A 26,521-nucleotide genomic window follows, 5' to 3' on the forward strand; every position below is an offset into this window, starting at 1 on the left:
CTGTGCCTTGGTGTGTATGTTACGGAGTTCGCTACTGTTTTTTCTGCTGGCTATATTGGTTGACCATCAGTTGGATGCATTTGACGTAGAGCTGGACGGTCTCCTTCATTTTTTCCTTGTTCAAGCGCTTGCCGTTGTATTCCCATCGGCATTGGATGCGGGACGGCTGCTCTTCTACCGTGAGGATGACATCGAAGAGCTGGAGCCAGTCTGGGTTGATCGTGAGGCCAGTGAGGTGTCTCGCGTGGTAAAGCGGGAGAATCGCGTCTTGGCTGGCGGTTGAGTTTACCAGCTCTTTCCATGTATATGCCTCTTGTCCGGCACTCTCTCCCTGCTTGTTCACGTAACGGAACAGTTGATCCAGCTGATTAAATGGCGCAAGGTCGATCTCCATTGCCTGCACGGCCTGTTCGTCAGTCATGGAGTAGGCGATCAATTGCGCTTGCTGGCTGATCTGTGACCAGAGGTAGACGTAGGCTGAGTAGCAAATATCGCTGACCAGCACGTTTTCCGCTTGGGCCATTTCCTTCAGCTGGTGGTAGACGGCTTGATCGAGCTGGAATTGATACGACGCCACATTCGACCCGAGCCGCGCTGCTTCTGCGGATGCGTGGAAATAGCCTTTGGGCAACGGCAGATGCGAGAGCGTAACGTTGCGGTTCTGCTGGGTAGTCAAGGTGTCTAAGTGTCCAGCCAGCTTGGAGATGGTCGGGTAGGCGAACAGGTCGGCTACCTTCAGCTGATTCGGGAAGCGTTCTTCCAGCTTCTGATGGGCACGCAGGATCAGCAGGGAATTGCCGCCGACGTCGAAGAAATTGTCGTGGATGCCGATCTCTTTTTTGCCCAACAGTTCTTGCCACAGCTCGGCGAGGAAGCGTTCGGTGTCATTGCTGGCTGCCACGAATTCTACACCTGTACGCAGGTTGTGATCGGGTGCTGGGAGTTGCTTGCGGTCTACCTTGCCGTTGGTGGAGAGCGGTAAGGCTGGCAGTTGCATGAAATGGGCCGGGATCATGTAGTCGGGCAGTTGCTTGGCGAGATGGGCTTTCAGTTCGAGCACGGAAAGCTCCTGTCCCGCCACGATATATGCACACAGATACGTCTCCTGCTGCTGGTCTTTCCGGGCGATCACCACAGCTTCGTTGACAGACGGGTGGAGCATGAGCTGGTGCTCGATCTCGCCGCACTCGATGCGGTAGCCGCGGATTTTGACCTGATGATCCAGCCTGCCGAGGTACTCAATATTGCCGTCCGAAAGCCATCTGGCGAGGTCTCCGGTGCGGTACATGTTGGTTGCGGGATCAAAAGGATTCGGGATGAACTTCTCTGCGGTCAGCTCCGGACGATTCAGGTACTCGCGGGCAAGACCGACACCGGCGATGCAGAGTTCTCCTGCGATACCGATCGGTTGAAGCTGGTTTTGTTCATTGACGATGTACAGCTGGATGTTGTCGATTGGTCTGCCGATCGGGATGACGGTCTCGCCGGAATCGGTGTCGGTGACGCATTCATAATAGGAGACGTCGACGGTTGCTTCCGTCGGGCCGTACAGGTTGATCAGCCTGGTCGGATGCCATGCGCCGATGGTCTGGCGGAATTTGTCCACTTGGCTCAGGTTGAGTGCTTCGCCGCTGGTAAATACGTGCTTCAGGGTGGCCAGCTGCTGTCGGGTCTCCCCTTTTTCCACATACTCAAGGAACAGGTTGAGCATCGACGGGACAAAATGCATCGTCGTCACCTTCTGCTCCGCAATGGTCTGAATCATCTGCTGCGGGTCTTTTTCGCCGCCTGGTGCAAGCATGATGACACGTGCTCCTGTGAAGCTCCACCAGAACAGCTCCCAGACGGATACGTCAAAGGTAAACGGCGTTTTTTGCAGGATCACGTCTTGTTCGGTCAGCGGGTACATCTTCTGCATCCACGCGATCCGGTTGATGACAGAATGGTGTTCGATGACGACGCCTTTAGGCTGGCCGGTTGATCCGGAGGTGTAGATGACGTAGGCACGGTTGCGGGAGTCGTGGACTTTTGGCAAGGTGCTGACGTCTTCATGGTTGTAGCTGCCGTCTTCGAGGTTGATGACCTCTGCACCAAGCTGTGCTGCGGTGGTGAGGTATTTTTCCTGGGTGAGCAGCCAGTGGGAACCGCTGTCCTGCATCAGGTAGCCGATGCGCTCTGCCGGCAGATGAGGCGCGATTGGGACGTAGGCGCCGCCTGCTTTGAGAATCGCCATGACGCAGACGATCATCTCCAGGGAACGGTCGAGCATGATGGCGACGAGGGATTCGCTCTGGACTCCTTTTTGGCGCAGGAGTCTTGCCAGCTGGTTGGACTTCTGATCCAGCTCACGGTAGGTCAGGGACTCACCTTCATAGCTCACGGCGATGTGATCCGGCGTCTGCTGAGCTTGGCGTTCCAGTACGGCATCGAGTGTCAGATGGGCCTCGTAGTCGGCCTGTGTCGCATTGAAGTCGTGCATGATGAGGCGTTCTTCCCCGTCTGTCAGCATCTTGATCTGTGCGAGCGGCGTCTGTGGCTGCATCACGGCCTGCCCGATGATCTGGCAATAATGTGCCACCATGCGAGAAATCGTCTCGGGGGTAAGCAGCTTGGTGCGATACTCCACATTCAGCTGGAGCGTATCCGCCTGCTCGACGAATTCAAAGGTGATGTCTACTTTGGAAGCACGATGGTTCATCTCATATGGGGTGAACTGCATCTCTTCGAGTGTCAGCTCGGGGAGTCCCATGTTTTGCAGGACGAACATCACGTCAAATAGCGGATTGCGGCTCAGATCGCGCGGGATGTCCAGCTGGGCCACCAGCTTTTCGAACGGGTAATCTTGGTGTTCATAGGCAGAGATCGCTGCTTCCTTCACTTCCTCCAGATAGGAGCGGAACGTCTTGTCCCCTGTCGGATGGCTGCGGAACGCGAGCGTATTGACGAACATTCCGACGAGTGGCTGCATGGCTGGATGCGTGCGTCCGCTGACTGGCAGGCCGACGATGATATCATCTTGATTGGTATATCGGTACAGCATGGTGTAAAAGGCGGTCAGCAGGGTCATGTACAGTGTCGTGCCTGATGCTTCGGCGAATTGCTTGATCTGTGTGGTCAGGTCTGCCGGGAGTGTGTAGCTGGATTTGCTGCCGTCGTACTGCTGACTGGTCGGACGTGGGAAATCGAGCGGCAGATTGAGAAGCGGCAGTTCCCCTTTTAGTTGATCAAGCCAGTATTTCTCCTGCTGTTGGAGTTCGGTGCTTTGCAGCCAGTTTTGCTGCCAGACGGCGATATCTTTAAGCTGTAAAGGAAGTGGCTCGACTGTGAGACCTTGGTACAGCTGGATGAATTCTCGGGTGAGGTTCACCATCGAGATGCCGTCGGAGACGATGTGGTGCATGTCGAGCAGCAGGATGTGCCCGTGTCCGCTCGGTTCGATGTGACTGCTTCGTTCCATGTCTGACTGGTCTGGGTGCGGCTGTGTATTCGGATGCTCGGACAGTTGGATGATCCCCGCACGGAAAAGTGGTGCTGTCCGCAGGTCGAACGGCTGGATGAACGTCTCCGCAAGCGCCTCTACCTGCTCTTCTGTCCCAGTCCATGCAGTGAGATGGAGTGTGACATCGTCGTGGATCTGTTGCATCGGTTCGCCGTCTACCATGACGAAGCTGGTACGGAGCGGTTCGTGACGCTGAACGAGTGCGTTGAGCACCTGCTGCAAACGCTCGATGTCCAATTTTCCGGTGATCCGCATCGCGACAGGCAGATTGTAGGTGGTCTGGCTCTCTTCCATTTGTTGAAGGATAAACAATCGGTTCTGAGCTGGAGAGAGCGGATAGTATGGCTGTGGTGCTGCTTGTGGGATCGCTGTCCATTGCTCCTGCTGTTGCCCCGGCTCGGTCTCGCTGATCAGGCCGGCCAGTTGTTCGATCGTTGGCGCGGCAAAAATCTGCTTGAGCGGGATGTGGACGGCGAAGCGTTCTTTGATTTTGCCGGTGAGCTGTGTCGCCTTGAGTGAGTGCCCGCCGAGCAGGAAAAAGCTGTCGCGTACGCTGATGCTGGTGATGCCGAGCAGCTCTTCCCAGATGTGGGCCAGCTGTTGCTCGGTTTCGGTGCGTGGGGCGATGTGTTCTTCGGTGCTGCTTGATTGGATCAGGTCTGGTGCGGGCAGCTGTTTGCGGTCGATTTTTCCGTTGGGGCTGAGTGGGAACTGGTCAAGCTGGACGAAAAAGCTTGGGATCATCACCTCTGGGAGATAACGCAAAAGGTGGTTACGCAGGTCGAGTCGGTCGATTGCTGAATCGATGTCGGCTTCGCTGAGTTGGTTGGTCGCAGTATCGGTAGCGCCTTCACTGATTTGGTTGGTCGCAGTATCGGTGTTGCCAACGCTCTTCTCGTTCGTCGAAACCGCCGTGAAGTATGCAACCAACGCCTGCTCCCCTGCGTGATCCTTGACCGCCGTCACCAAGACCTCTTGGATCGCCTCATGCTGCTGCAGGGCGAATTCGATCTCGCCGCACTCCATCCGCACGCCCCTGATTTTGATCTGGTGGTCGATGCGTCCGAGGTATTGGATATTGCCGTCTTGGGCCCATCTGACGAGGTCTCCGGTGAGGTACATGCGCTCGCCACGAGCAAACGGGTCGGCGACGAATTTTTCTTGGGTGAGCGGTTCGTTATGCAGATAGCCGCGTGCCAAGCCTACACCGCTGATCGCAAGCTGGCCGGGTACACCGATGGGCTGTAGCTGGTGGTTCTCGTTGATCACGTAGAGTCGGATGTTATCAATCGGCTTGCCGATCGGTACGTGGTCGATCTCCGTGTCCGTACACTCGTAGTAGGACACGTCGACGGTAGCTTCGGTCGGGCCGTAGAGGTTCACGAGCTTCAGGTCGGGATGCTGCGGGCTGGTGAACAAGGCTTTGAACCGTCTGACATGCTGGACCTGCAGTGCTTCTCCGCTGGTGAATACATAGCGCAGGCTAGAGAGTGCCTTGGTGTCGCCGGACTCTTGCTCCAGGTACTGTAAAAAGACATGGAGCATGGACGGGACGAAGTGCATCGTCGTGACTTTTTCCTGTGTGATGGTATCTAGGATGCATTGCGGGTCTTTCTCGCCGCCCGGTTCGAGGAAAACGACGGATGCGCCTGTGGTGCTCCACCAGAACAGCTCCCAGACGGAGACGTCGAAGGTGTACGGTGTTTTTTGCAGGATGACGTCTTGCCCAGTGATCGGGTAGGCCCGTTGCATCCAGTGAATCCGGTTGATCGCCGCCTCGTGTTCGATCATCGTGCCTTTTGGCTTGCCTGTGGAGCCGGAGGTGTAGATGACGTAGGCGAGGTTGCGGGAGGTGTGGATCGGCAGCAGATTGGTGGAATCGGCTTGGGATGCATGATGCACTTGGTCATCCAGCAACACCACTTCACCTGTCAAGCTATGCTGCTCCACCCACTTATGGTGTGTGCAGATCAGTACGGCGCGGCTGTCCTCCAGCATGTAGCGAATCCGTTCCTGCGGGTGGTGCGGGTCGATTGGCAGGTAGGCCCCGCCCGCTTTGAGAATGCCCATGATGCCGATGATCATGTCCAGAGATCGCTCCACCATGATCGCGACGATACTATCGGGACCGACGCCTTGGTTGCGAAGGACACGGGCGAGTTGGTTGGCTTTTTCATTGAGTTGGCGGTAGGTGAGTGTCTCTGCACCGAATTTGGCAGCAGGATTGTCTGGTGTCGCCATGACCTGCTGTTCGAACCACTCAGATAAAGTCAGACCAGTTGGGTATGGCTGTTCGGTCTGGTTGAACTGGTGTAGGATTTCTGCCTGCTCATCTGGTTGAATCAGGGACAGCGCCTGATAGGACTCTGTCGGATTGTCTGTGATCTGCCCCATGAGGTGGACAAAATGATGCATGAACCGCTCCATCGTCCCGCGCTGGAACAGGCTGGTGTTATACTCCAGCTCGGCAAGCATCTCGTGGGAATCAGACACGTAGACATCGAGCTTGAAGTCCAGCTTCGCCGACTGCTGGGTCACCTTCTGCGGGATGAGCTGCAGGTGCTCGCCCCGGATGGTGAGGTCTGCGTCCAGCTCGTTATGGACGATCAGCATGGTGTCAAACCAGAGATTGCGGGACAAGTCCGTCTGCGCGGAAGCCGGAACCGCTTGAACCAGTCTGTCATATGCCACATCCTGATGCTCGTAGGCGGCGAGCAGGGTCTGGTGCAGTTCTTTTGCATAGTCGATGACGGTAATCGGTGCTGTCGGCAACTCAGTGCGGATCGGGAGAAAATTATTAAACATTCCGACCATGGTCAAAATATCGGGATGGCTTCTGCCTGCCGTCAGGGAGCCGATGATGAACTCGTGCTGGCCTGTGTATTTGTGCAGGGTGATGGTGTAGATGGCAAACAGCAGGCTGTTGAGCGTGATGCCTTCTTTTTGCGCGATCTGTTCCAGCTTATCGGTGTAGGCTGGGGCGATCTGGAATGGCACGACATCGCCGGTGAACTGACGCTCTTGGGGCCTCACGTGGTCGGTCGGCATATCGAGTACGGGCAGTGGGCCTGCAAGCTGTTTTTTCCAGTAGGCAAGCTGCTCCTCCATGTGTGGGGAGGTGGCTTGGCGGCTGTACCAGACAGCGTAGTCTTTGTACTGGAGCGCCAGTGGTGAGAGTGTTTTTTGATCATAGAGGGAGATGAAGTCGTTCAACAGCACTTTCATCGAAATGCCGTCTGCGATGATGTGGTGCAGATCGACGAACATGTATGGACCTGCTGCGGTGGTGACGAGTTGCACACGGCAGAGTGGTGCTTGGGTCAGGTCGAATGGCTGGACAAATGCGGCAAACGATGAGTGCAAGTCTGCGCTTTGTTCTGGCTGTGCGACTTGTTGTGTGTCTTGTTGTACGTCTTGTTCTGTCTCTTGCCCTGGCTTTTGTACGTGTTCACCTTCACGATAAGCAACCACATCTACGCTCAACTCCACTTGCTCGTGGATGAACTGTACGACCTGCCCATCCTGCCAGCCAAAAGAAGTACGCAGCGGTTCATGGCGCCGGATGAGCTGTTGCCATGCGCTCTGGATCGCGGTGAGATCGGCGTTGCCTTCGAGCTTGATCAGCAGCGGGACGTTGTAGGTTGTACCGACTCCGTCGAATTGGGCTTGGACGAACATGCGCTGTTGGGCAGAGGTGAGCGGGTACGTACGGACGTTTTGGGACGCTTTTGGTTGCACCAGTTTTTGCGAGCCATGAGCTGCTTCTTGAATTGCCCCATGAGTTGCTTCGTCTGCTTCGAACGCTTCGGCTGGTGGTATCGGCTCGTATGTGCTTTTCGCCGCCAGTTCGATCTGCATCGCCTGCTCACGGATGGTCGGATAGCGGAAAATATCTCCGATCGCAAACCGTACGTCGAACTCTTTATGAATCTGCGCGGTCAAGGAAGTCGCTTTCAGCGAATGACCGCCTACCTCAAGGAAATGATCCTCGCGCCCGACCCTTCCGATCTGGAGGAGCTCTTGCCAGATCTGTGCCAAGCGCTGCTCGGTCACGCCAACTGGGGCAACATAGGCATCTGCTGTGACCCACTCTGGCTCGGGAAGCGCTTTTTTGTCGATTTTGCCGTTGCGGGTCAGTGGCATCGTGTCAAGCTGGACGAAGTAGGATGGCATCATGTAGTAAGGAAGTGTTTCGTGCAGGGCGGCTTTCAGTGACGCGATTGTACCGACACCACCGTCCGTATCGCCAGCGTCTGTTCCACTGGCAACAAAATAGGCACACAACACACGCTCACTGCCGCGTTGCTTCACATCCACCACGGCTTCCAGAACACCTGCCACATCCATGATCTTGCTCTCGATTTCTCCAAGCTCGATGCGGTAACCGCGGATTTTCACCTGATTATCAATCCGGTCGAGGAATTCGATATTCCCATCGGACAGCCAGCGGACGAGGTCCCCTGTTTTAAACATCCGTTTAAAAGGATCTTGCGGATGTGGTACGAATTTTTCGTTGGTCAATTCCGGTAAATGCAGGTAACCGTCTGCCACCCCTTCGCCTGCGATACACAACTCACCTGGAATCCCTACTGGAACAGGCTTCATAGCTGCGTCTACGACCAAAAGCTGGGTGTTGCTGATCGGGCGTCCAATCGGGATGGTGTGCTGCTTTTCATCCACCTGATTGATCTCATAGGCGGTGGCAAAAACCGTCGTCTCTGTCGGCCCGTACACATGCATCAACCGACCCGGCCCCATGAATTGCAGGGCTTTTCGCACGTGGGCAAGCGATACCCGCTCACCGCCGAACAGGATTTTGCGCACGGACTGCAAGGCTTCCACATTCACATCGACGAGCGTATTGAACAGAGCGGTCGTGGTGAAAAAGATGCTGACCCGCTCTGTCTGAATCAGGTCGGAGAGCTTTTTCATGTCAAGCATGGTTTCTTTATTCACAAGTACGAGCTTGGCACCGTTCAAAAGAGCGCCATAGATATCAAAGGTAGAGCCGTCAAAGGCATAGTTGGAGAGCTGGAGCAGCGCATCTTCGCCAGTGATGGTGATGTAGTTGGTCTCCTTGACGACGCGGCAGACGTTGGTGTGGGTGGTCAGGATGCCTTTTGGCTTGCCAGTGGAGCCGGAGGTGTACATGATGTAGGCGGTGTCAGATGCGCTTGGACTGGTTGGCAGGTTGGCAGTGCTGTAGGTAGTGAGGTCTGGCAGGATGTCGTCTAGTACATGAATGGAGAGCTTAGGATTCTCTTCTTCCCCTTTTCCTGCAAAACATACGGCACCTGCGATCTCGCTGCCCAATGAGGCATACGCTTTTTGCGTCAAAATAGCCGCTGCCCCTGCATCCTCTACCAAAAGCTGAATCCGCTCCATCGGATACTGCGGATCGATCGGCACATAAGCCGCTCCCGCCTTCAGCACTGCAAGAATGCTTACGATCATTTCAAAAGAGCGATCTACCAGCAATGCAACACGGCTCTGGGATGTGATCCCCTGCTCCTCCAGCCATCTCGCTACTTGATTCGCACGCGCGTTCAACTCGTGGTAGCTGAGCGTCTCCCCGTCCATGACAAGTGCCGAAGCATCTGGCGTCAGTGCCACCTGCTGCTCGAACAGTCGGTTGAGCGGCATATGTTTGGGGAAGGCAGAGGTTGCACTGCTGTATTGCTCCAGCTGTTCTTTTTCTGGTTCCGTCAACAGACGGATGTCCTCTACTGCCATATCAGACTGCGACACGATCTGCTGGAGAATATGTACATAATGACCGACCATTCTCTCCACTGTATTGCGGTGGAACAGGTCTTCCGCGTACTCGACCATCAGCTTCAATTCCTGCCCGGCTTCGTAGCATTCCCAGGTCAGGTCGAATTTGGCCGTATGGTTCTCTACAGGGTAAGGCACAAAGGTCAGCGTCTCCGTGTTCATCGTTGGCAGTTCCATATTTTGCAAGGTGAACATCGTATCGAACAGCGGATTGCGGCCTGGTTCTCTGCGGACTTTTAAGAGATCGAGCATATCCTCAAAAGGAACATCCTGATGCTCCAAGGCTGAATAAAGCCCGGTCTTCACCTTTTGGAGCAGCTCGGCAAAGGTCTTCGACTCACCTGACTGAATCAAGATCGGGAGTGAATTGACAAACAGGCCGACTACTTTTTCGCTCTTCCGCAGGGTGCGCCCAGCAACGGCCGTACCGACCACGGTCTCCTTCTGCCCGCTGTAACGGCTCAGCAGGACGTGATACGCACTAAGCAGGACGCTGTACAAGGTACATTGCTGTTCCTTCGCGATTCGCTTCAGCCCGGAAGCCAGCTCGGCATCGACGAAGGTCTCCAGACGGTCGCCTTGGAAGCTTTGGTTGGTAGGTCGCAGATAATCCGTCGGCAGCTGCAGGACGGGAATCCCATCGGCAAATGTCTCTTGCCAAAAGCTGTAGGATGGCTCAAGGTGGGCATTGGCTCTCTGAATCCGTTGCCACTCTACGAAGTCTTTGTGCTGCAAGTGAAGCGGTTCCAATGATTCACCCTGATAGAGACGGACAAAATCCTGAATCAGAATCCCCATTGATGTCCCGTCTGAGATGATATGGTGCATGTCGAACAGGAACAGGTGGCGATCCTCCGCTACGCGGATCAGTTCCGCTCTGAACAGCGGTGCGGTCTGTAGGTTAAATGGTTGGATGAACGCCTGGACTTTCTTTTGGAGTTTCTGTTCATCCACTCCGGATTCGGCTTCAGCTTCATCGCGGTACAAGACGGTAACATCAATAGACTCGTGGCATCGTTGAACCAGCTGCCCATCTATCATTTCAAAAGAAGTGCGGAACGATTCGTGTCGCTGGATCAGTTGGTTCCAGACCTGCTGGAAGTGTGCGGGGTCTAGCTGCCCTTCTACCAGCATCGCCTGTGGCAGATTGTAGGTTACGTGATCAGGGTTCATCTCTTGCAGTACGTAGAGTCTTTTTTGTCCGGATGAGGCGGGATAGACGTCTTGTTCGCGCTGCTCCTGATCCTTTTCCCATTGCCGCTCAAGGAGCGAAACCGCTGCGATCTCCTGATGCTCGACACGGTTGGCGTGCTCCACATAGGTAGCCAGCTTGCGGATGGTCGCATATTCGAAAATAGTGTGAAGCGGCAGCTTCAACCCGAAATCATCTTCAATCCGGGAGATGACCATCATCGCTTTGAGCGAATTGCCGCCGAGTTCGAGGAAATGATCGTCCAGTCCAATCGCGGTGGAGTCGAGGATTTCACGCCAGATTTGGTAGATTCGCTGCTCTGTTTCGGTCGTAGCGGTATGGGTGGACTGGTATCCCCGCTGTGAAGATGTATCGTCCCATACATGAGTGGTTGAACGAGCTTCTGCTGATACATGTTCCACACCATCCGCATTCCCGACACGCCCTATACCTTGGGCCACCAGCTCCTGCTCAATCTCTTCGATCACCTGTGCGAATTCACCCTGATGAAATCTCTCAACCAGCTTGTAGCGCTGGATTTTGCCAGAGGTCGTCTTCGGGATATGCTTGATTGGCAGAATCCGCTTCACTTCCAGACCAGACTGGCGGTGAATATGCTGACCGATTGTACGCATCAGGGGAACGAATTTTTCGATGGAGCCACGGAACTGGATAAAGGCCCAGATTTCATCGGTGGCTGACTCCGCGTCAGGAATCCCGCATACAGCTGTTTTCCCGGCTTCCACACCGTCCACCTCTTCGGCGAGGCGCTCCAGATCGTACGGATAGATATTTTGACCGTTGACAAAAATAATCTCTTTTCTCCTGCCTACCACGTGCAGACGACCATGTACGACCACGCCGATGTCGCCTGTATCGAGCCAGCCTTCCGCATCAATAGTCGCTTTTGTCACATCCGGACGGCGATAGTAACCGCTCGTGACGTTGCGCCCTCTGATCTGGATGCGGCCGACGAAGCCTTCCTCCAGCACCTCATCATGCTCCCCACAGATCCGCATCTCACAGTCCTGCACGGGATAACCCACGTCGACCAGACTGATGCTGCCGATCTCACCTGGCTGGCTCATCTTGATTGGCTCGCCGACCAGCACCTGTGTGCGGTCGATCTCTATGTAACGAAGGGTCTCCTCCACAGGTGGGAACGTAACGCCAAGACACGCTTCCGCCATGCCGTATACCGGGTACATCGCCGTCTGCTTCACCCCATATGGTTCAAGCAGCTTCAGAAAGCTGTGGCAGACACTCGTCGAGATCGGTTCAGCCCCGTTGAAAATCAAGCGGATGCACGACAGATCCCAATCGACCGCCTTTTCCGGCTTGAAATAACGGGCAAAATGCTGATAACCGAAGTTGGGCGAGGAGGTAATGGTGATGCGGTGCTGATTGACCTTTTGCATCCAGATCATCGGCTGGGTCACGAAGACGCTCGGTGCCATTAAGAATTGCGGGAATCTTGCCATCAGTGGTGTCAGGTGAAACCCGATCAGCCCCATGTCATGTGTCAGCGGCATCCAGCTGAGGGTCGAATCGTTCCCGTCCGTCCCAGCCCCTGCGATGATCGCGCGCAAGTTGGTAAGCAGGTTGTCGTGTGTGAGCATTACGCCTTTTGGGTCGCCGGTGGAGCCGGAGGAAAATTGGATGAAGGCGATATCGTGCGGATCTGCGTCATATGGGGTCGGGAAGGTGGAAGCGTTACTTGTTGCAGTCCCCTCCACCTCGCTTCTTGTCACGCTCGGAACCAGTTCATCCACGATGAACAGCTTACGCTCCATCTCTGCTAGCGTCTCTTGCACATCATGCTGCTCCTGTTTCTCGTAAAAAGCCAGAATCCCGTTCCATTCACTCTGGGTGATCGTGAGGTATGGACTCTCTAAAACCTCCCAAATCTTGATCAGCTTATTGCGCTGCTCATTGCTGCCTACGGTCACCGGCACAGGGATCATTCCGCCGAGGATCGCGGCCCAGAACATATATAAGAACTCTTCATGATCTTCCAGCTGGAGTACGAGCTGGTCTTTGGGCTGCATGCCTTTTGCCTGCAGATGGGCAAGCATCGCCAATGACCGAGTGTACAGCTGAGCATAAGAGATAAACCGTTCCTGTGATTTTTTAACGATGGTCAGACCGAGTGTGTGGTCTGCCTGTTGATGATAGGACGAGAGTAATTGGATTAAGGTTGTATATGTCAAATGAGTTCAGCTCCTTCCGATTCAGGTCGCATAAAAAAGTGGGGGCTTCGTCAGATGTTTCTTGGTCGTCGTTGATGTTGGCCGATTCGCCTGTCTGGTCCTGCGAAGCCCCTCCTGCTCTTTATGCGATCACTTTTCCAAGCAAATGGATCAAGTTAACGAGGTACTGCTGAGTTTTTCCTGAATCATGTTGGCCTGTGCTTGTACCGTTGTTCTCGTGAGGAAGGTCTTGAGTGGGATCTCCTCTTGGAAGACAAGCCGGATGCGGGATTGCAGGGTGAGTAGCAGCATCGAGTTGCCGCCAAGCTCGAAGAAGTCGTCTTCGGTACCGACAGATTCGACTCCCAGCAGCTCCTGCCAGAGTTGTACCAGCTTTTCTTCTATTTCATTGCTTGCCATAACAAAGGTACGGCCTGTTTTGATAGCTCCGTCTGGCTGTGGCAGGGCTTTGCGGTCGATTTTGCCGCTGGTGGTCAGTGGCATCTGCGGCACTCGGATGAAATAAGACGGGATCATGTATGCTGGCAACTGACCGCCTACATGTGCACGAAGATCAGGTACCGTCAAGTCTGTCGCGCTGGTGCTGACATAGTAGGCACACAGATGCTGTGTACCTTGTGCATCCTGATGAGGCACGATGACTGCTTCGCTGATGTCTTCATGTGCCAGCAGTACGGCTTCGATCTCGCCTGGCTCGATGCGGTAGCCCCGGATTTTGACCTGATTGTCGATACGTCCGAGGAACTCGATCTGACCATCAGGGAGCCACATCGCGAGGTCGCCGGTGCGGTACATTTTCTCTCCTGTTACAAACGGGTTCGGGACGAATTTGTCATGGGTCATCTCGGTATTGTTGAGGTAACCGCGTGCCAATCCGATCCCTGCGATGCACAGCTCACCGGGTACTCCGGCAGGCTGGGGCTGGAGGTCGGCATTAACGATATAGATCTGGGTGTTGGTAATTGGTTTGCCGATCGGAACGGTGTTTTTCATGAGAAGTGGCTGGGTTGAAGCGACAGACTCGGACTCAGACGCGATCTCGATTTTGGACGCGGACTCAGTCTCGGACGTGGTCTTAGACGAGGCCCCGACTCCTGCTCCTCCCCCAGCTTCCCAATAGGTGGCGCAGACGGTCGATTCGGTCGGCCCGTAGGCATTGGTGTACACGACATGCGGTCCCCATAGGTTCACCAGGTCTTGTGTCGCCTCTGACCCCGCCGTGATCAGCCTGCGCAGGGATGGTGCCTGCTCTGGCTGCAGATAGATGGCATAGGTCGGTGGCAATGTCGCGATGGTGATGCCGTTCTCTTCCATGTATGCTCCAAAACGGCGGTAGTCATGGATCGTCTCTCTGGAGATCAGATAAAGCGTCGCACCCGTCAGCAGCGCCATGAAGGTCTCCCAGACAGACGCGTCAAAAGACGAGCTGGCGAACTGAACGATCCGATCTTGGGAAGACACTCCCCATTGCTGTTGGAAAAAGGCTTGCAGGTTGGCGATCCCCCGGTGCTCCACCATGACTCCTTTTGGCCGGCCTGTCGAGCCTGAGGTGTAGATGACGTAGGCGAGATCATCCGGCGTGCTGGTGCATGGCAGGTCGTCGGTCTCCTCCTCATGCAGGATCAGATCGTCAAGCAGGATCACCTCTGCCGCAAGCTCCACCTCCTGCTTCGCCAGCTCCAGCAATTTGCCCATGGCGACCTCTCTTTGGGTAAGCAGCCAGCTTGCCTTGCTGTTGTCGAGCATGTAGAGAATCCGCTCGGCTGGATATTCAGGGTCAATCGGCAGGTACGCACCTCCTGCTTTGAGAATCGCAAGGATGCTTACCACCATCTCCACTGAGCGTTCTGCCATCAGGGCGACGAGCGTATTAGGCTGTACGCCTTTTTGCTGTAAGATGCGGGCCAGTTGATTGGCTTCTTCATTCAACTCTGCGTAGGTCAGCTCTTCGTCTTCGAAAACCAGTGCGGTCTGATCAGGCGTGAGTTGTACCTGCTGTTCGAAGAGCTGGGAGATGGTTTTGTCTCTTGTCATGCTGGCTTGCGTCTGGTTGTATTCCACGAGCAGCTGGTGAAGCTCAGTCTCGGTCATCAGCTGTTGCTTGTCGATCGGACGGTCTGGGTCTTGGAGGATCAGCTGGAGACTGCGTCCGAAGTAGTGGATGAAGCGATGGGACAGATGGGTCAAGCGGGTGTCGGCTTGGATATGGATGCCGAATGATTCGGTGTCGGTATGGATGTGCACGTTGAACATGGTGTGGGTGTGCTCGTCGTGGTGTTTGCGCTGTTGGTGGATGAGGTGCCCTCGCTCGGCAGATTCTAGAATTCGGGTGTCACTGAAATCGAACAGGGTGTCAAAGAACGGATTGTCTACACTCGCCGGTTCAAGTTCGGGTACAACCGCTTTTCCTTGGTTGCCGAGGGCTTGACCATCCTTTTCAAGATGTTCACTATGGTCGAACAATGCCACGATCTCCCGCAGCGGCAAGCATCCGAATGTCTCCACGTCCACTACTTTCCGATGCACGGTCTCTACCCACTCGCGCCATGTTGTCCCTTTTTGATGCTTCACTCGGACAGGTAACGTGTAGAGTCGGCTTCCGCATAACTCAGTTCCATCTTCGGACAGGTCATCTGGACGCCCATACTCATTCGCCCCAATCTCCCCAAGCCGCAGACCCGCCAACAGGTCCTCATCCTCATAGACGAACATCCGCAGCGCACTCAGATAAGCGGCGAAGCAGGCAGAACGAATGGTCATACCGTTTTGGCCCGCCCACTCCTCCAACGCTGACAGCAGGTCTGTATCATACGAGTGGCTCACCGTGGTGTTTGTGGACGTTTCCATCCCCTGTATTGCTTTATCTACTGGCAGTTGCAGACGTTTGTACTCCTCCAACTCTTTTTTCCAGAAGGCAGCTGCGGCCGAGTCCCCGTCAAAGACCCCACTTTTCGCTGCGGTTCCCACCTGCTCCACTGCCACTTCGATAGCGGACAGGGTCTGCTCTGGGCGGCTGATCATCTGGCTCATAATCTCCACATAATCCCCCGCCATCCGCTGAATCGTCGCTTCCTCAAACAGTGCCGTACTGTATTCGATCTCCAGCGCGACCTGTTCGTCGTCCTCTGTCGCCTGGAAGGTCAGGTCAAACTTGCTGACCCGGTGCTCATATTCATATGGAGTGAAAATCAGGCTGTCCCTCTTAATCGAAGCACGCTCCATATTTTGCAGGATGAACATAGTGTCAAACAGCGGATTGCGGCTCATGTCGCGGCGAAGCTCAAGCTTTTGGATCAGCTCCTCCAGCGGATAATCTTGATGCTCGAAGGCCGATAGGGTGCAATCCCGTACCTCCCGGATGAACTGCTCCACGGTCTTGTGTCCCTGTGGTTGATTGCGGAGCGCGAGCGAATTGATAAACATCCCAATCAGCCCCTGCACATCCGCATGGCTTCGGCCTGCTGTCGATGTCCCGACGATGATGTCCTCTTGACCGCTGTATTTGCCAAGCAGAATGTTGTAAGCCGTAAGCATCACGGTGAACAGGGTCGTGTCATGTTCTTTGGCAAAATGGCGAATGGCCTGTGTCAATCCGGCAGAGATATCTGTAGTGAGGCGGCTGCCTTCGAAGCTCTGTACCGCTGGCCTTGGATGATCGGTCGGCAGTTGCAGGACAGGCAGGTCCTTGGCAGATTCAGAGCCACCAAAAGTCTCCAGCCAGTATCGCTCCTGCTTCTCATACGCCTCAGACTGCACCCACGCTTTATGCCAGACAGCAAAATCTTTATAGTGAATCCGCAGGGACGGCAACTCTTCCCCCTCATACAGACGGATCAGCTCTTGGGTAAAGGTGCTCATTGATGTCCCGTCAGAAATGATGTGATGCATATCCACCAGCAGCGCGTAGCGCCCCGCATCCAGGACAACCAGTGCGATCCGTATGAGCGGAGCCTTACTCAGATCAAACGGACGGATGAAATCCTGTACGGTCTGCTCCAGCTTGCCCCCCTGCTCCCGTGCATCCAACACGGTAAACGGCAACTCCGCCACTGGATGAACCCGCTGCATCAGCACGTCGCCATTCATCTCAAAAGAGGTACGGAACACCTCGTGCCGCTCGATCATTTGCCCTACAGCGGTGCGGAATTGCTCTGTATCCACTACTCCCTCGATCAGCAGAACGGCTGGGATATTGTAATGGACGGCGGTCGGTTCGATCTGCTGCATGAAGTACATCCGCCGCTGTGCGGGTGATACGGGGTAGACGTCTTGTACGTCCACTGGTTCAATGCTTGTATATTGGCGGGTTTCCTGCGCACGGATCTGTTTTGCCATCCCCTGTAACATAGGCTGTGCAAACACATCTCGCAGGGAATATTCCACTTGAAAATGCTTTTGGATGCGGGTGACCAGCTGCATCGCTCTTAACGAGTGGCCTCCGAGATCGAAGAAGTGGTCATTACGCCCGACACGCTCCACACCCAAAAGTCCGCTCCACAGCTCAGCAAGCTGTGCTTCCACGTCGCCCTCTGGTGCGGCGTATTCGACTCCGCTGTGCAGCTGCCCGCTTGGTTCCGGTAAGGCTTTGCGGTCTACTTTTCCATTGGTAGTCAGTGGGATCTGCTCCAGCTGCACGAGAGCGGCAGGAAGCATGTACTCCGGCAAGCTAATAGCCAGATATGCACGAAGCTCTGACAGGCTCCAGCTGCGGTCCGATACGAGATAGGCGCACAGGATGTGTGTCCCCGTCTCGTCCTGCTTCGCAAGTACGACCGCTTCTGTGATCGAGTCGTGTGCGAGCAGCTGTGCCTCGATCTCGCCAAGCTCGATGCGGTACCCACGGATTTTGACCTGATGATCGATCCGTCCCACATATTCGATGTTTCCGTCTGGTAGCATGCGGGCCAAATCCCCTGTGCGATACAGCCGCTCTCCTGGTGCATATGGATGGTCGACGAATTTTTCGCGGGTCAGATCGGTGTTATTGAGATAGCCTCTGGCGACACCGTCTCCACCCAGATGCAGCTCACCTGTGATGCCGACCGGCAAAAGCTTCTGTCCGGCATCCATGACGTAGGCGGTCGTGTTGGCAATCGGCTTACCGATCGGCACCGGATCAGCCAAAGCCCCGTCGAGATCGTAGTAGGTGGAGAAGGTCGTATTTTCCGTTGGGCCATAGATGTTGACCAGGCGTAAGGACGGGAATTTGGCTCGGACTTGTTCAACATGCTGGGACAGCATCGCTTCCCCGCCGACGAGTAGCGTACTCAATCCGGCGAACATCTCTTCCTGCTGCTGAGACAAGGAGTAAAAGAGTGCCGTGGTCAAGAACATCACCGTAATCCCATGTTTCTCGATAAGCTGTTGCAATTGATGGGCATCCAGCATGATGTCGGTCGGGACCAGTACAACCTGCAGACCGTTGAGCAGAGCACCCCAGACTTCAAAGGTGGTGGCGTCAAAGACGGTTGCGCCTGTCTGAAGAATGGCTTTTTCGGTGGAAAAATCGACGTAGTTGGTATTCTGGACAAGACGTACCACATTGCGGTGTTCGACCATGACGCCTTTTGGACGCCCGGTTGAGCCGGAGGTGTAGATGACGTAGGCAAGATCTTGTGGGGAGGCTGGGGTTGGGCTGGTATGCTGGGCATGTCCAGCTTCCTCCGAGACTCCAGCATGCTCCACGCTCGCGTGTTTGCTAGAACACTGCGGATCATCCAGCAACAACACATCAAGTCTTGCGGTCAGCTCTGACAGCGCCGTCTCCTCCAGCCTTGCCGCCGTAGCTTGATGACACAGCATCCATTTGGCTTGGCTGTCTTCCAGCAGATAGGCGATCCTATCCACTGGGTAATCCGGATCGATCGGCACATAGGCCCCGCCCGCCTTCAAGATCGCCAGCATGCCGACGACCATATCGAGTGACTTCTCGACCATCAGTGCCACGAGTTGGTCACGAGCGACACCTCTGTCACAAAGCGCCTGCGCCATCTGGCTGGAGCGCTCGTCAAGCTCGCGGTAGGTGTACTGCTCCTCGCCCAGAATCACGGCCACCCGCTCTGGTGTCCTCGCCGCCTGTTCTGCAAACAGCTGGTGGATCGTCTTATCCCGTGGATACTCACGTGCCGTCTGGTTCCAATCGTGGAGCAGCATCTGCCCCTCCGCTTCGGTGATGATCTGCGTGTCCGCGATGGACTGCTCTGGACGAGCTGTCATCTGCCGCAGAATCTGCTGATAATGCTCTGCCATCCTGTAGATCGTATCCGGCTTGAACAGCTTCGTCGCATACTCGATGCCCAGCGCAATCTGCTCACCCTCTTCCATCGCTTCAAACGTCAGGTCGAACTTGCTCACCCGATACTCGTATTCAAATGGGCTAAACGTCAGGCCGTCCTGTTGAACCACTGCACGCTCCATATTCGGCATGGCAAACATCGTGTCAAACAGCGGGTTGCGGCTCAGATCGCGGTCGACCCCCAGCTTCTCGATCAGCTCCTCCAACGGATAATCCTGATGCTCAAAAGCCTGTATTGCATTCTCCCGTACTTCTTGCACGAATTCCCGCAGTGATTTTTGCCCCGTCGGTCGGTTGCGAAGCGGCAGGGTGTTAATGAACATCCCGATCAAGCGCTCCACATCTGGATGACTGCGGCCTGCGACCGGTGTGCCGACCACGATATCATCCTGTCCGCTGTATTTACTGAGCAATACGTTGTACGCCGCAAGCAGCACCATGTAGACCGTCGTATCGGTTTCTTTGGCAAAAGTACGGATCGCAGCCGTCAACTCCTCGTCGAGAGTAAGCCCGACCCTGTCGCCTTCGAAGCTTCTGACAGCAGGTCTTGGATAATCCGTCGGGAGCTGCAGGACGGGAAGCTCGTAATCAAAAGCCTGCAGCCAGTACTGCTCCTGCTTTTGATAAGCTTCGCTCTGCACCCAGCCCTCCAGCCATGCTGCATAATCCTTGTATTGAATCCGCAGTGGTGGCTGAGTTTCCCCTGCTTTCCCCGCATAGAACCCGATCAGCTCCTCGGTAAAGACAGCGATGGAAGTCCCGTCGGAGATGATGTGGTGCATGTCGATCAACAGCAGGTGCTTCTGGTCTGCTGTGGCATTTTCCGTGAGGTTGCCCTCTTCCGTAGTCTTGTCCGTGTCCCCAGTCACTTCAACCAGACCGACTCGGATCAACGGAGCCTGTGTCAGGTCGAACGGACGGATGAAGTCCTTCACCACCGCTTCCAGCTCATGCTCCCCTGCCTGTTTCACTTCAATAGAAAGCTCCACCTGCGGATGAATCCGCTGCATCAGCGTCTCCTCCACCATCTCAAACGAGGTACGGAAGCCCTCATGCCGCTCCACCATCATCTGGACGGCGCTCTGGAGCCTGTCCGTATCCAGCCCGCCTTGGATGGTTAAGACGAACGGGATGTTGTACGAAATCGATGCCGGGGTCAGCTCCTGCATCACATACATGCGCTTCTGTGCCGGAGATACCGGATAGACCTCTCTCTCGCTTACTGGCTCAATCATCTGGTAGCGATGCGAGCCGAGTGATCCGATCCGCTCTGCCATTTCGCGCAGGGTCGGCTTCACGAACACATCACGCAACGGGAATTGTACGTCGAGCTGCTTGTGGATTTGGGCCACGAGTTGGATCGCTTTTAACGAATGGCCGCCGAGATCGAAGAAATGATCGTGTCGGCCCACCCTTTCTACGGCTAACAGCTCACTCCAGATTGTCGCCAATACATGCTCGGTGTGGTTGACCGGGGCTTCGTATTCCACGCCGCTTTGCATAATTCCGGTTGGTTCCGGGAGTGCTTTGCGGTTGATCTTGCCGTTAGGGGTCAGCGGCATTTTATCCACTTGGACAAAAGCGGATGGCAGCATGTATTCCGGCAAGGTCTGTGCCATATGATGGCGCAGCTGTGGAAGTGTCCATGTGTCATCTGAAACCAGATAGACGCACAGATAGGTCTGGTTCTGCTCATCCCGCTTAGCCATGACGACAACCTCATGAATGGTCTCGTGTTTGAGCAGCTGTGCTTCGATCTCGCCCAGCTCGATGCGGTAGCCACGGATTTTGACCTGATTGTCCATACGGCCCAGATATTCGATATTCCCATCTGGAAGCAGGCGGGCCAGGTCACCCGTGCGGTAGATTCGTTCACCTGGGATGAACGGATGAGCAATGAATTTCTCTGCGGTCAGCTCTGCTTTATTCAGATAGCCTCTGGCAAGCCCGTCTCCGCCAACACACAGCTCCCCGACCAGCCCGATTGGCAAGAGATTCAAACTCTCGTCCAGCACATAGGCAGTCGACTGCTTGATTGGTCGGCCGATTGGGATCGGATCGGCTACAGGCTCTTCGATCTCATAGGTGGTGGAAAAGACGGTATTTTCCGTCGGGCCGTAGCCGTTGATCAGGCGAAGTGACGGGAACTTCTTCTTCACCCGCTCCATGTGTGGCCGTGATACCGCATCCCCGCCTACCATCAGGGTCTTGAGGTTGGTGAAGAGGTCGATGTTTTGCAGTGACAGCTGGTTAAACAGCGGTGTCGTCAGCCACATCGTAGAGATGTCGTGCTCATCGATCTTCTCTTGCAAAAGCTCGGCATCCATGATCACATGGTCAGGGACGAGTACCAGCTTCAGGCCATTCAACAGCGCGCCCCACACCTCGAACGTGCAGACATCAAAGACGATGGCACACGTCTGCAGCACGCTCTTTTCCTGCTCCAGATCGAGATAGTTCGTGTTCTTGATCAGACGCACAACGCCCCGGTGTTCTACCATGACGCCTTTTGGACGGCCGGTTGAGCCAGAGGTGTAGATGATATTGGCTAGGTCGGTCGCGGTATTGATGCACGGCAGGCGCTTCGCAGATTCTTCGTAGAGGCTCGGATCATCCAGCAAAAGAACTTCCGCGTCAAGCTGGCCGGAGATCACATCGGCGGCTCGGAGCTCATCCATGACCGCTTTTTGGCTGAGCAGAATCGGTGGTCGGCTGTCATCAAGCATGTACTGGATGCGGTCGGCCGGGTATGTCGGATCAATCGGCATGTAGGCCCCGCCTGCTTTCATCGTTGCGAGCATCCCGATGACCATCTCGGTTGATCGTTCCACCAGCAGAGCGACGCTTGTATCTCGCTGTACCCCTTTTCGGCGCAGGAGACGTGCCAGTCGGTTGGATCGCTCATCCAGTTGACGATAGGTCAGCACCTCTTCTCCGTATACGACCGCGACCTCATCTGGCGTCCGCTCCACCTGTTCGGCAAACAGCTCCGTGATGGTCAGGTCACGCGGATAAGGCCCTTTGGTGTCATTGAACCGGGTGAGCAGCAGCTCCTTTTCCTGCTCGGTTACCATGTTGATCTCCCGCAGACGCGCTTGTGGATTACGGCTGATCTCTTGGACGATCTGGACAAAATGCCCCACCATCCGTTGCATGCTCTCAAGAGTAAACAGGTGTGTACTGTATTCCAGCTGGAAAAAGAGCTTCCCCTCGCGCTCGACAGCGGCCAGAGTGAGATCGAATTTGGCCACTTTGGGGTTGAAGGAATACGGTGTTAGCGTGACGTCGGACATCTCGACTGCGTCTTGATCCATGTTTTGCAGGATGAACAACACGTCAAACAGTGGATTGCGGCTCACATCACGCTTGACGTTGAGCTTTTGCAGCAGTTCCTCCAGCGGGTAATCCTGATGCTCCATCGAGCGGATGACCATCTCTTTGACTTCCTGTACATATGTGGAGAAACGTTTCTCCTTGTCCGGGTAGCTCCTGAGTGCCAGTGTATTGACGAACATTCCAATCATCTGCTGGATGTCGGCATGATTGCGGCCTGCGACCGGAGTGCCGACGATGATATCTTCCTGTCCAGAATATTTGTGCAACAAGAGATAATACGCAGTCAGCAAGGTCATGTAGAGCGTGACACCGTGCTCCGCAGATAATTGGTGCAGAGCTTTGGTCTGTGCCTCGTCCAGCTCGAATTCGAGCAGATCCCCGTCGAATTGCTGGATCAGGGACCTGGTGTAGTCGGTCGGCAGTTCCAGCACAGGTGTCTCTTCATGAAATTGTTGCAGCCAGTAAGACTCCTGCTTCTGGTAGGCTTCTGACTGTAACCAGCTTTCAAGCCAGACCGCATAATCGGTGTATTGCAGGCGAAGCTCTGGGAGCTCAGCGCCTTGATACAGCTGGATCAATTCACGGGTAAAGGTGTTGAGCGATGTGCCGTCCGAGATGATGTGGTGCATATCGACGATCAGCAGATGGCTTGTCTCGCTTCTCTCAATCAGTCCGACGCGGATGAGCGGTGCTTGGCTCAGGTCAAATGGTCGGATGAAACCGCGTACGAGCTGCTCGACATCTTTGCCCCCTTGTTGATCTGCTTTCCTCTCGATCAGGGGAACGAGTGCTTCCGCCTCAGGCAACACCCGCTGCATCCATTCGTCGTTGATCTTTTCAAAATAGGTACGGAACGCGTCGTGTCTCTTCACCAACGACTGAATGGCGCCCTGGAGCCGTTCTTTGTCCAGATTCCCTTCGATCTGCAAAAGGGCCGGGATGTTGTAATGGATGGAATCGGGTTCTAACTGTTGCATGACGAACACGCGCTTTTGGGCTGGGGTGACTGGGTATGTATCACGCCAGGCGCGCTCGATGGTCACATATTGGCTGGAATCCAGCTTCATGATCCGCGAAGCCATCTCTTCCAAGGTCGACGCTGTGAAGACATCGCGCAGTGGATACACCACTTCGAATTGCTTCTGGATGCGGGAGACGAGCTGTGTCGCTTTTAACGAATGCCCGCCCAGTGCGAAGAAATCATCGTGCAGGCCGACTTGTTCCACTCCGAGCAGTTCGCTCCAGATCGCTGCCAGCTGCTTCTCCAGTTCGGTTCGCGGTGCGGTATACTCCGTCCCGCTCTGCATATGTCCTGTTGGTTCCGGCAATGCTTTGCGGTCGATTTTGCCGTTGATATTGAGCGGCATCGCTTCGAGCTGGACGAATGCGGCTGGGATCATGTAGTCCGGCAGTGCACTGCCCACCCATGCCCGTAGCTCGGCTAATGTCCAGGTGTGGTCGGATACGAGATAGGCACAGAGGTAGGTCTGATTGGATGCATCTTGCTTAGGGATGACCAGTACTTCGTGAATCGCATCATGACTGAGCAGCTGGGCCTCGATCTCTCCCGGCTCGATGCGGTACCCGCGGACTTTGACCTGCTGATCGATCCGTCCGAGGAATTCAATCGCTCCATCCTTGCGCCAGCGCGCCAGGTCACCGGTACGGTACATCCGCTCACCCGGAACAAATGGATTGGGTACGAATTTGTCCTCGGTCAGCTGCTGGTTGTTCAGATACCCGCGGGCCAGACCGTCACCGCCGACACACAGCTCACCTGCCACGCCTACCGGGAGCAGCCTCATATGACGGTCGACGATATATGCCGTGGAATGCTGAATCGGCCGGCCAATCGGGATCGGGTCGGTCACATCGGCGTCCATCGCAAAATAGGTGGAGAACGTCGTGTTTTCCGTTGGGCCATAAATGTTATGTAAATGAAGGGACGGGCAGTTTTGCTGGACCTGCTCGATCTGCTGCTTGACCAGAACCTCACCGCCGACAAGCAACGTACGAAGCCCCGCGAAGGTCTCAGGATTCTGCTGGGCGAGTTGGGCGAATAGGGCCGTGGTGATGAACATGACAGACACCTGATGGCGCTCGATGGTTTCCTTCACCTGTACCGCATCCAGCATCACATGTTCAGGAACCAGCACCACAGATAGCCCGTTTAGGAGCGCTCCCCAGATCTCGAAGGTGCAGGCATCGAACACGATTGAGCCTGTCTGCAAAATACAGCGTTCCTGCGAAAAGTCCACATAGTTCGTATTCTTGACCAGCCTCACCGCGCCTCGGTGCTCGGCCATGACGCCTTTGGGACGGCCTGTGGAGCCGGAGGTATAGATGACGTAGGCGAGGTCGTTTGGTTGGTTGATGAAGGTGAGACTGTCTGCGTAATCCTGATCATGATTCGCTTCATCCAGCAAAATCATCTCTGCTTTTGCCGAATGCTCAACGACCTGTGGCTCCTGCAGGTACCCGACGAGGTGTTGCTGGCTCAGAATCCATCTCGCCTGACAGTCCTCTAGCATATACGCCATCCGGTCAGCAGGATAGGCCGGGTCGATTGGCACATACGCCCCGCCCGCTTTGACCACAGCCAGCATGGCGACGACCATATCGAGGGAGCGTTCCATCATGATTGCGACGAGCGCATCACGGGTCACGCCTTTTGCCCGCAGTACATGTGCCAGTTGGTTGGAGCGCTTGTCCAGCTCACGGTAGGTCAGCTGCTCGGATTGAAAAATCACCGCTATCTCATCGGGGACGCGCTCCGCCTGCTCGGCGAACAGCTCTGGAATGGTTTTCTCCCGTGGGTACTCCGCTTTTGTATGATTAAAATCAAGCAGGATCTGCTCTTTTTCACTTTGGGTGATCATCTCGATCTCGTGCAGACCGATACCTGGGTGCGCGGTGACAGCCGAGATCACTCGGAGCAGATGCTGCTCGATTTGGGTCACAAGCTCTTCCTCATATGCAAGCGCATTGTAATTGAAGGTGATGCTCATCTGCTCACCCGGCACGATGATCAGGTTAAAATCATAGTTGGTCTGCTCTCCAACGTCCGCATCTTCAATCGTAAAACCGACCGCCCCTGCCTGCTGGAACCAATTGACATCCATCGGGTAGTTCTCGAACACGAACAGATGGTTGAACAAGCCTTGCTTAAGCTCGGTTTGGGACTGGATATCATACAACGGAACGTAATGGTACGGCTCCGATTCGAATGCCTGCTTTTGCAGGGAGGTGACCAGCTCTTGGAAGGTTTGCGGATGCTGGCTCTGGATTCGCACGGGGATCGTGTTGATGGTGAGACCGATCATTTTTTCGATTCCCGCTACTTCTGGTGTGCGGCCTGATACGACCGAACCGAACACGACATCGTGGGTGTTGCTGTAGGTTGTTAGGATCGTGGCCCAGATCGCTTGCATCAGTGTGTTGAGTGTGGCTTGACATCGGATGGCCAGCTCATTGAGGTGCTTAGTCATCTGCTGGTCGAGGGTGAAGGTGTGTTTTTGCTGGTGATACTCGGTTGGGGCGGACGATTTTTTCTTTTGCGGAAGGGTCGCCTGCTGGCTGTAGTCACTCAGTTGGTGACGCCAGAAGTCGAGCGCCTCCTCTTTATCCTGCTTTTTCAGATAATCAATATAATGGCTGTACGGCACAGACGGCTCCAGCTGAAGAGTCTGCTTGCCCAATCGTGCCGCATAGATCTGCAACAGTTCATAGAACAGGATGCCCTGACACCAGCCGTCCATGATGATGTGATGATAGCTGATGAGGATTCGATAGGTTTGTTCCCCTGTCTGTAGAATGCTCATGCGGAACAGGATATCTTTTGCCAGATCAAAGCCCTTCTGACGGTCCTGCTGCTTATAGTTCGCAAGGTAGGCTTCCTGTTCGTCTTGGGGCAGGTGTGTGATGTTTTCGAACAGGATGTTGCCTTTTCGCTCTTTGAGCACGACTTGTCTGAGGTGCTGGATCTGCTGATAGACAAAGACCGTACGCAGGATCTCATGCCGCTCGATCAGCTTGTTCAGGCTCTGCTCCATCAGATCGGCGTCGATGGCCCCACGGACACGCATCTCGGTCTGGGTCAGATAGGCAGCAGATGTCGGTTCCAGCAACACATGGAACAGCATCCCCTCCTGCATGGGAGAGAGTGGGTAGATTTTTTGTACATTGGATGGTTTGGAAGATGGTTTGGACATAGG

Annotated in this window: 2 protein-coding genes; both read right to left on the reverse strand. The window is 55.0% G+C overall.

Annotated elements, in window-relative coordinates; all coding sequences use genetic code 11:
* Positions 1–31: 31 nt before the first annotated feature.
* Positions 32–12,676 (reverse strand): non-ribosomal peptide synthetase, encoded by a 12,645-nt coding sequence (locus FGI41_RS03065; RefSeq protein ID WP_139488492.1) that lies wholly within the window; start codon positions 12,674–12,676, stop codon positions 32–34.
* A 150-nt stretch (positions 12,677–12,826) separates the two neighbouring features.
* Positions 12,827–26,518: a non-ribosomal peptide synthetase gene (locus FGI41_RS03070; RefSeq protein ID WP_139488493.1), complete on the reverse strand. Its 13,692-nt coding sequence runs from the start codon at positions 26,516–26,518 to the stop codon at positions 12,827–12,829.
* Positions 26,519–26,521: the final 3 nt, after the last annotated feature.

It is taken from the genome of Brevibacillus dissolubilis (assembly GCF_006170445.1).
GTDB lineage: Bacteria > Bacillota > Bacilli > Brevibacillales > Brevibacillaceae > Brevibacillus_B > Brevibacillus_B dissolubilis.

Excerpts from the sequence above, each read along its gene's own strand:
- FGI41_RS03070 (WP_139488493.1), bottom strand. The coding sequence starts at position 26,518 with ATGTCCAAACCATCTTCCAAACCATCCAATGTACAAAAAATCTACCCA.